The sequence below is a fragment of the Fusicatenibacter faecihominis genome (genome assembly GCF_020686945.1).
GTDB classification, from domain to species: domain Bacteria; phylum Bacillota; class Clostridia; order Lachnospirales; family Lachnospiraceae; genus Limivivens; species Limivivens faecihominis.
In genome coordinates, this window is sequence record NZ_JAJEPR010000040.1 from 20,281 (window position 1) to 27,610 (window position 7,330).

General features: G+C 42.3%; 5 protein-coding genes and 3 pseudogenes. 4 read left to right on the top strand and 4 right to left on the bottom strand.

Annotated elements, in window-relative coordinates:
• Window positions 1-2,805, bottom strand: a complete 2,805-nt coding sequence (locus tag LKD71_RS15400; protein WP_227616121.1) for an InlB B-repeat-containing protein — start codon at window positions 2,803-2,805, stop codon at window positions 1-3.
• Between the two features lie 349 nt (window positions 2,806-3,154).
• A pseudogene (locus tag LKD71_RS15405) lies at window positions 3,155-3,379 on the bottom strand (helix-turn-helix domain-containing protein); the annotation flags it as partial.
• A 293-nt stretch (window positions 3,380-3,672) separates the two neighbouring features.
• Here LKD71_RS15405 and LKD71_RS18595 point away from each other — a divergent pair.
• The 4 genes and pseudogenes from LKD71_RS18595 to LKD71_RS15425 all read left to right on the top strand — a co-directional run.
• Window positions 3,673-3,786, top strand: a pseudogene (locus tag LKD71_RS18595) (ATP-binding protein); the annotation flags it as partial.
• A 294-nt stretch (window positions 3,787-4,080) separates the two neighbouring features.
• On the top strand, window positions 4,081-5,841 hold the full coding sequence (locus LKD71_RS15415; RefSeq protein ID WP_227616122.1) for a diguanylate cyclase domain-containing protein: 1,761 nt from the start codon (window positions 4,081-4,083) through the stop codon (window positions 5,839-5,841).
• A gap of 35 nt (window positions 5,842-5,876) precedes the next feature.
• Window positions 5,877-6,143, top strand: a pseudogene (locus tag LKD71_RS15420) (hypothetical protein); the annotation flags it as partial.
• A 153-nt stretch (window positions 6,144-6,296) separates the two neighbouring features.
• A complete protein-coding gene (locus tag LKD71_RS15425) occupies window positions 6,297-6,545 on the top strand; it encodes a hypothetical protein (RefSeq protein WP_003697696.1) in 249 nt (82 codons plus the stop codon).
• Between the two features lie 59 nt (window positions 6,546-6,604).
• Here the strand turns inward: LKD71_RS15425 and LKD71_RS15430 are convergent, their stop codons facing one another.
• Both LKD71_RS15430 and LKD71_RS15435 read right to left on the bottom strand, forming a co-directional pair.
• Complete coding sequence (locus tag LKD71_RS15430; protein WP_255633109.1) at window positions 6,605-7,045, bottom strand: bacterial transcriptional activator domain-containing protein; 441 nt, start codon at window positions 7,043-7,045, stop codon at window positions 6,605-6,607.
• 194 nt (window positions 7,046-7,239) lie between these two features.
• Window positions 7,240-7,326: a DUF6219 family protein gene (locus tag LKD71_RS15435; protein ID WP_227616126.1), complete on the bottom strand. Its 87-nt coding sequence runs from the start codon at window positions 7,324-7,326 to the stop codon at window positions 7,240-7,242.
• Window positions 7,327-7,330 lie beyond the last annotated feature (4 nt).

Sequence of the window (7,330 nt, forward strand, 5' to 3'; positions counted from 1 at the left end):
CTATTCCAGGTCGTACATTGCTGTGATAATCAGGTCCGTTGCCGGCATCTCAAAGGAGAAGCTGGCGTTGTCATTTTCTACTGTTTCGCTGCCGTCTGCGGAGATATACCAGCAGTTGAACTTTTTGCCGGGCTCCTCTGTCGCCGTGACGGTCACGATCTCGCCTTCCTCATAGATTCCGGCGCCGGTTCCGCCAAAGACCATCACGCTGTAGCGGTCTCCGGCCTCATACACGGCTTTGACGGAAACTTTTTCCGAAGGCATCGTAAAGGAAGTTTCTCTGCTCTCTGCATTTTCCAGAGTCACGGAACCTTCCGTCACTTCCCATCTGGCAAAAGGAACGCCTGATGCATCCGTCTCGTCGGCAGTGATCGTGGCGGTGCTTCCGGCATCGTACATGCCGCTGCCTTTTCCGCCGTCCACCTTCAGGGTGAATTTTTCCTGAGCGTAATGAGCGGTCATGGCCACCTCTTCCGCCGGCATCGCAAAGGTCAGGTTCTGCACGGTCAGGTCGCTGATCTCCAGCGTTCCCTTATCGATGGTCCAATGGGAAAAAGGCACGCCGTTGTTGGAATCCTTCGCCGTCACCTGCACCTGATCCCCGTAATGGTAGGTTCCGGAACCATCCCCGTCATTGACGGAAACCTTATAATCGATATCCTTGAAAATCGCATTGATGACCAATTCTCCGTCTGGCATCTCAAAGCTTGCTTTCTGTTTATTCGCATTCTGGATGGAGACTGCTCCTTCTTCCACTTCCCAGCCGGTAAATTCTTTTCCTGTTCCGGCCTCATCGGCAACGAGAGTTACCGTTTCACCCACCAGGTAGCTGCCGGAACCGCTTCCGCCATTAATTGTCACCTGATGCTGATTCTGGTCATACTCGGCAGCAAGGACCACATCCGCTGCCGGCATGGAGATCGTAAGCTCCGGGCTCGCGGCTTCCTCCTCAGAGAGTTCCAGCTCTCCTTCTTTTACCACCCAGCCCTTGAAGGTCGCTCCTGCTTTTTCCTGGGCGGTAATTCTCACGGTTTTTCCGAAATCATAAGTGCCGCCGCCCTGGCCGTTTTCCACCTGAAGCTCATAAGAAAGAGTCTTATAGGTGGCCGTGATCTCCAGCTCGTCATCGGGCATCTCAAAGCTTGTCTTCTGCTTGTCCGCATGCTCCAGATAGACCGTGCCTTCTTCCACGTCCCAGCCGGCAAATTCACTGCCTGCTGCCGGGTCATCAGCCACGATCGTGATCTCCTCTCCCACGTTATATTCGCCGGAGCCCGAGCCGTTGTTAATGATGACCTGATGGCTGTTCACATCGTAAAGAGCAGCCAGCTGAATCTTATGCCGCGGCATCTTGAAGCTGATCGTCTGGGAAGAGAGCTCCTCATCTGTCAGGGAAAGCTTTCCGTCGATCTCCCATTTTACAAAGGTGGAACCGTCCACGTCCTTCGCTGTGACTGTGACCTTCTGGCCGCCTTTGTATTTTCCGGAGCCGGAACCGTCCTCCACAGCCAGCGTGTAGGTCTGGTTTGTCAGGAAATAAGCCAGCACCGCAACGGCCACCGCGGAGCCTGCCAGGCCCTGCAGAATTACCTTTTTCTTATCTGATTTTTTCTCTTTGACGGGTTCTTTTTTCGGCTCTTTCTTTGCTTCCGGCTTTTTGGGCGGGGTCTCCGGTTTCTTTTCTTTTTTCTCCAGAGGCGGCGTCGTGCCGGTGGTGGTGGATTTTCCGATGCTGTTTCCCGTGATGTTTGTCTTCGAAGTCTTCTTCACGGTCTCTGCATCGTAAATAAACACATCCTTTTGAAACATGGCTCTGGTCTCATCCAGGCTTTTGCTGGAGCTGCTGCCGGAAGCTGTCTCCGGAGCCACAGCCATACCCGCAATGTTCTCTTTTGAACCTGTGATCTGCTCCAGATCCTCCAGAATCTCCTTCGCGTTCTGATACCGCTCTGCGGGATCGTGGGCACACATCCGAAGGACAATTTTTCCAAACTCCTCCGAAGCCGCACAGGGCGGCGGCAGCTCTTTCTTTCCGCTCAGCCGGTCGATGAGGGCCTGCTGCATATCCCACTCCGAATAAGAACCGGTCTCCGGGTAAAAAGGCAGCCGGTTGTTGTTCAGCAGCTTATACAGAACCAGTCCCAGAGAGTAAATATCCACCGTATGGTCGTAATCTTTTCCGTGAAAAACCTCCGGCGCCATATAGTTTTCCGTTCCTTTTTTGGAGAGATCCGCCGACGCCTTGTCGCAGATCCGCGCGATACCAAAATCGCCGATCTTAAAATTGCCGTAATTATCGACAAAAATATTGTCCGGCTTGATATCCCGGTGAATGATGCCTTTGCTCTCAAAGAGCTCCAGCGTCTGCACCAGCTCCCTGCTCATCCTCAGGACATCCGCCTCAGAAATCGCATTCTCCTGTATATAAGCCTGAATCGGCATCAGAAGCTCCATCCGGATCAGAATATCCCACTGAATCTCATTCTCATACCGGATTACCTTATAATCTTCGCAGTTTACGATATGAGGGAAGCCCTTCATATCCGTCATGATCTTGATCTCATCTGTCAGATCATCGACCATATCCTGAAAAAAAGTCGTGATGGACCGCTCATCCATCCCATCACCGTAAAGGGTTCTCTTCAATGACGGGTCCTTGGGGACATGGATCACCTTCAGGGCCGACGATATGGAAATATCATGATCTTTTTTTACAATCTCCCATACCTGGCCGCTGGCTCCACTTCCAATCTCCCGGACAATCTCCCAGTCATTAAATACCATTTCACCAACTCTGTATTCCATCCCTTACTCCTCAAATGGCAGTTCCTTTTTAATATCTGATTTCTTATAAATATTCTACATTATTCATACTCTTTTCCATAATATCATGTTTTATAGTGTTTTTCAACAATTAGTATGCTTATTTGTTTCTTGCATTTATCTATATAGCACAATATTTTTCCACCACAAATAAGGTTTGTTTTCAAAATTTAATAAGCTTCAGAAAGTGTTTTACTCATTTTTGACGGATTTGTTCATATTTGTCTGGTTGACAGAAACAATTTCCCGGAATTAAAAAAACAGCAATGGTTTTTGTTCCATTACTGCCCTTTTTGTTCTAAATAGTTACCTGTTTTCTTTATCAGCCCGTTTACTCTCTCTCCGGCTGCTCATCAAATCGTCTGTCTCCGAAATAATACTCCTTATCATGCTCATTGTTATCGAGCCAGTCATCGAAACTCTTCTTTGAGATGCGATACTTTCCGCCATCCAACTGGATCCACCGGAATTCCTTTTTCTTTAAAAGGTTATAAACCGTAGGTCTGCTGACTCCTAAGATTTCCTGTAACTCTTGAACTGTATAACATCTCTTCTCTTACATTTCTTTATCCTCTTTTCCTTGAAATATGAAAGAAAAATTATTCCTTCATATAACGAAACGCTCAGAGCATGTTTTACAGTGGTCAAAAGCAAATTTTTTTACTTTTTTTATTACGAGTTTTCTTGCGAGTTTTTTTAATGCAACTCGTAAGAAACTCGTAACATTAGATTTTTACATTTTTCATGAAATTAAGTAAAGAATCGGGTTGTCTTTACATAGTCACCACTTTCAAAAAATAAAAAATTTTGTATTTTTGAAAGCGACATCTTGTATATACTATTAGCAGACAGTATATGGATTATGGCAGAGTATATGAAAACATCGTTTGCATCGAGCTTCTTCGCCGTGGATATGATGTTTATGTCGGCAAGCTCTATCAAAGGGAAATCGACTTTGTTGCTTAGAGAGGCAGCGAGAAGATTTATATTCAGGTCAGCGACAGTGTGTGGGCGAAGTATTTCGAGATGGCTTAAGGCTGAAAAAGTAAGGTATGCAGAAAAGGAGCTTTCGAATAAGCGAAGGCTCCTTCTTAAAATATATAGATTTCACAAATTCCTATCGATATACATTCTTCTGTCATAGATGTATAAAGATTTTGCACAGTTCGTTTTTTTCAAAAAACTTATTCTGTTTTCAACTTCTGTGATATAATGCTTTATTATAATAATTCCCATGGACAAAATGAGGTGAACCAAGTGAAAAAGAAAACACTTGTGCCTCTTATCACTTTTTTACTGGGCATATGCCTTATTAGTTTGATTGTATACAAAACAGACACCCACGAAAAAGAGCAGAGACACATAACAGCACAATTAAACGTAGCCACCTATGGCGAACGAATAAAGAATGAAATTACAAATGGAATTGGGATCACAGATACCTTGAAGCAAATCTTAATAAGTGAAGATGGCGACATCCATCAGTTTGAAACAATTGCAGGAAATCTTATGTCTGATTCTATTGAAAGTGTACAGCTCGCTCCTAATGGTGTTGTTACAGATATTTATCCGGCTAATGAAAATGAGGCAGGTAAGATTGATTTGATCCATGATAAAGACCGCGGAAAAATTTCCTGTTACGCAAGAGACAACCATACAATCATTACGCAGGGCCCCTTCAAATTAAAACAGAGAGGATATGGAATTGCAGTCCGCAATCCCGTATACCTGAAAGATAAAAACGGACATGAGTATTTCTGGGGATTTACTATTGTTATCCTGCGTGTTCCGGATATTTTTTCAGATGCAATCAGTGCACTTTCAAATTTTGGATACGAATACAAAATTTCAAAAACAAACGCTCCATGGAGTGATACTTATAAAGTGGTTTATCAATCAGATGGGCAAATAAATCGTCCTGTTTCTTATACATTTACAATAGGAGATGAAAACTGGAAATTTGAAGTAACTCCTAAAAGTGGATGGAGAAATAACACATTACTGATAATCATCATCGGAATTTTTCTTACAATAAGCCTTCTCCTGTCAGTTCTTACCAGAGTATGGTTAGTAGCAAAAGAACATAAGAAAAACTTTCAGATACTGGCGCATACAGATTCTCTTACAAATATTTATAACCGCTATGGATTTGATGAATTTGCAGAAAAAATGATTCAAAAAAATCCAAAAGCACATTTTGTGGCTGCGCTCCTTGATATCGATGATTTCAAGTTTATTAATGATATCTATGGACATAATTACGGAGACAGAGCACTAAAGAGTCTTGCAGACAGCATGAAGACTTTTTTCCCATCCGATGCATTACTTGGAAGAAATGGTGGTGACGAATTCTGCATTCTTTTACCAAATTGTACCTTTGCAGAAGCAGATATACAGCTGCAGAAATTCACCAAACTTCCTAAATCATTCTCATACCATGGTAAGGAACATGCATTTTATATTTCTCTAGGATATGCAGAATATCCAACATTTGCATCCAATCGTTCACAACTCATGCGCTGCGCAGATGCCGCTCTTTATGAAATAAAGCTTCATGGAAAAAATGGATGTATGGTCTACAGAGAAGGACTTCGGTCAGGTGCCCGCAAACAACTTGGATTTGCATTCAAGGATATCGCGGAACATCTTCCAGGTGCATTCATCATATACAGAGCTGACAAAGAAGATGATGAACTATTTTTTGCAAATGATGAATTTCTTCATATGTCCGGATATAAAGATATAGATGAACTGTTCAAACTTACTGAGAAAAGTTTTCGCAACTTGATTCGTGAAGATGAACAGCAACAGATAGAATCAAGTATCTGGGAACAGATTGACAATGGCAATGAAAATGACTATATTCACTTTCATCTTCGAAAAGCTGACGGAACTTATTTTTCTGTTCTTGATCATGGAAGAATTACAGAGAGCCCGCAATACGGGAAAGTATTTTATGTATTGTTCATGGATTGGGAAGATATGCATATTCGTTACAATGATAAATTCGCAAGATAAAATATTGCAAAAACAGGGCGTATGATCTATTTTCATATAATGTTTATGTCGGCAAGCTCTATCAAAAGGAAATCGACTTTGTTGCTCAGAGAAGCAACGAGAAGTTTTATATTCAGATCAGCGACAACATTTCCGGGCAGTAAACATTTGAGAGAGAATGCTTTCCTCGGCTTCAGATTCGAGATGCTTATCCGAAAATGATTATTGCTAGAACCAAACATCCCCAATATAGCTATGAAGGAATCGTAATTTACGATATAGCGGGTGTATGTGCAGAAATATGTGAAACAGAAAACTCTTGACGAAATGCTGCAAGAATTGCCAGGAGCAGGCCAGTTCAGCATTGTTATGAATACCTGGTTCGAAAGACTGATGGCGGATCAATAGAAGTTGTGATAGAATGAAGAAAACGATTTGAAGTGCAAATCGTAAGTTATATGTGGAGGAGGATTATTATGAATACAGTTAGAATGATTTTATGTGGAAATGTTGAAGATAGCAGAATGAATCCAAGTGAAAAGGTAGGAGTAGTATCAGTGGTTTTTGTTTCTACAGAGGAGGAAAAAATTAAGAATAAACTTAAAAAATTGCAAGATAAAAATCCTGAAAAATTTTATATGGAATACGTTACTCCATTAGATGTTGACTTAACAAGTTTAGAACACTATCCATCGATTGAAATATCAAAAAATGATTTACAATAACAACTTTCAGTTTGTAAGGGACGAAAATGCCGGAGGGATAACTGCACCTCCGGCATTTCTTACGTCATATTCGCTTCCACAGACAGTCTGTTTTCCAGCATCGCATAATCCTCATCAAGTAGTCTATGCTTAGCTGTCCGCAACTCACTTCTGGCAATCTCAGTGTGTCCCTGCTTATGTATCGCATGAATCAGCCAATAATAAATATCTGCACTATGCGGAACAATCGCCAGTGCCTTTGCCGCATACCGATGGACGCAATGATAATCCTGATCCTGATGCAGCGTTTTCAAAAGCTCTGTCACTGCACCAATATAGCGATGCTGATAATGTACAGACTGTCTTATAATCCAATGCTCTGAACTGGCAGAACGAAGTAAATCTCCATTATAAAGGTCAACAGCCTTTTTCAGCAATTCCGCCTTTGTCTCTGTTGATGGAGCATTCAAAGCCATCCTCCATTTGCGCTCAAAAAGCTGAATATTCGTAAAAACATTCAATTTGGGATTGATCTGATAACCATGAGATGTCGATTCTATTAAGCGAAAACATCAGTTTGGAGGTTTACACAAACTTTGGGATACTCCCGATATAGCCGATTGGTTACTACAAGAATAAGCAAGGCGAAATATCTCCAGCATTCTCTTTTGAAATGATGGAGATATTTTTATTATGACGGAGATTGCAGATGAATTCAGACGAAGCATCCTACTGAAACTTCTTTTTTCTTCCTACTTTTACCAGAAATCATCTTGTGTCCTGTATAAATAGCCATAATCATGCAA

Coding starts and splice junctions, on each gene's coding strand:
- LKD71_RS15435 (WP_227616126.1), bottom strand. CDS start 7,326: ATGATTATGGCTATTTATACAGGACACAAGATGATTTCTGGTAAAAGT.
- LKD71_RS15400 (WP_227616121.1), bottom strand. CDS start 2,805: ATGGAATACAGAGTTGGTGAAATGGTATTTAATGACTGGGAGATTGTC.
- LKD71_RS15425 (WP_003697696.1), top strand. CDS start 6,297: ATGAATACAGTTAGAATGATTTTATGTGGAAATGTTGAAGATAGCAGA.